This is a genomic window from Craurococcus roseus (assembly GCF_039523795.1).
Classification (GTDB): Bacteria; Pseudomonadota; Alphaproteobacteria; order Acetobacterales; family Acetobacteraceae; genus Craurococcus; species Craurococcus roseus.
On sequence record NZ_BAAAFZ010000101.1, the window covers coordinates 17,481 to 19,193 of the forward strand.

The following is a 1,713-nucleotide window of genomic DNA, read 5'->3' on the forward strand; positions in this document are numbered from 1 at the left end:
GCGGCGAGCGCGAGCCCGAGCGCCTCCGGCCGGGCGGCGTGCGGCAGGATCACGGGGGGCGCTCCACCAACCCGCGCAGCGACACGGAACCGGCCGGCGCGCCGCCGCGCACCACGGCTAGCACGCCGCTGCGCGCCTCCACCATGCGGGACAGCGCTTCCAGGAGCGAGGCGCCCTCCTCGATGGCGGGCGCGCCGGCCGGCGGCGGCCCGGCGTCCGCCGCCGCGCGCACGGGCAGCAGGCCGAGGCGCCTGAGTCCGAGGTCGCCGCCGCCCATCAGCTCGCGCACGAAGCCATCCACCGGCGCGGCCGTCAGCTCCAGCGCCGTGCCGGACGCGACCAACCGCCCGCCCCGCAGCACCGCCAAGTCGGTCGCCAGTTCCAGCGCCTCGCCCGGATCGTGGGTGACGAGCAGCACGGTCTTGCCCGTCCCGGCGTGGATGCGGCGCAGCTCCGCCCGCAACCCCCGCCGCGCGATGGGGTCCACGGCGCCGAAGGGCTCGTCCATCAGCAGGATGTCCGGGTCGGCGGCCAAGGCGCGGGCGAGGCCCACCCGCTGCGCCTGCCCGCCGGACAGCTCCGCCGGGAAGCGCCCGGCCAGGCCGGCGTCCAGCCGCACCAGCGCCAGCAGCTCCTCCACCCGCGCCGCGATCCGCGCCCGCTCCCAGCCGAGCAGGCGCGGCACGGTGCCGATGTTCTGCGCCACCGTCCGGTGCGGGAACAGCCCGACGGACTGGATGGCGTAGCCGATCGAGCGCCGCAGCCGCGTGGGCTCCAGCGCCGCCACGTCCTCCCCGCGCACGCGCACGGCGCCCGCGCTCGGCTCGACCAAGCGGTTGACCAGGCGCAGCAGCGTGGACTTGCCCGAGCCGGACGGCCCGACCAGCGCGCAGAGCGCCCCGGCGCGGACGCGGAGGTCGATGCCGTGCAGCACGCGCGCCCCGCCGAACTCCACCGACACGCCCTCGAAGGCGATCACGCGCGCCGTCTCCCCGCCCGTGCTTCCAGCCCGCGCAGCAACGCGTCCGCGAGCAGCGCCAGCGCCACGATCGGCAAGGCGCCGAGCAGGATCAGGTCGGCCGCGAACTGCGCCATGCCCTCGAACACCACCGCCCCGAGCCCGCCCGCGCCCACCAGCCCGCCGAGCGTCGCCAAGCCGATGCACTGCACCGCCGCGACGCGCAGCCCGCCCGCGAACACGGGCAGGCCGAGCGGCACGCGCACCTCCGCGGCGATGCGCGCTTCGCCCATGCCCATGGCGCGCGCCGCCGCCACCGCTGCCGGGTCCGCCGCGCCCAGCCCCGCGACCACCGCGCGCCAGAGCGGCAAGGCGGCGTAGGCGGACACGGCGAGGAGCGCCGGCGCCGCCCCGATCGCCTCAAGCCCGGCCGCGCGCAGCCACGGCGCGGCGCCGAGCAGAGCCGACAACAGCGGTATCAACAGCCCGAACAGCGCCAAGGCCGGCACCACCTGCACGCCGTTGAGCAACCCGCCTACCGCCGCCTCGGCGCGCCCCGAGCGGAAGGCCCACCAGCCGAGCGGCAGCGCCGCGGCGGCGGCGAGGCCGAGCGCCGCCGCGGACAGGGCGAGGTGGCGCAGCACCGCCGCGTGGACGACGCCGGCCCGCGCCCGGTACTCCGCGGCGAGCGAAAGGGCGTCGAGCGCGCCCCCGCGCCACAGCAGCGCCACCGCGGCCGCGAGCGCCGCGGCGGG

General features: G+C 78.8%; 2 protein-coding genes. Both read right to left on the reverse strand.

Going from position 1 to position 1,713, the window contains the following annotated elements; translation table 11 throughout:
- Positions 1-49: 49 nt before the first annotated feature.
- Complete coding sequence (locus ABD067_RS24570; protein WP_343898060.1) at positions 50-979, reverse strand: ABC transporter ATP-binding protein; 930 nt, start codon at positions 977-979, stop codon at positions 50-52.
- Positions 976-1,713, reverse strand: a 738-nt coding sequence (locus tag ABD067_RS24575) for an ABC transporter permease subunit (protein WP_343898061.1), incomplete at its 5' end; no start/stop codon positions are given. The genes ABD067_RS24570 and ABD067_RS24575, both read right to left, overlap by 4 nt.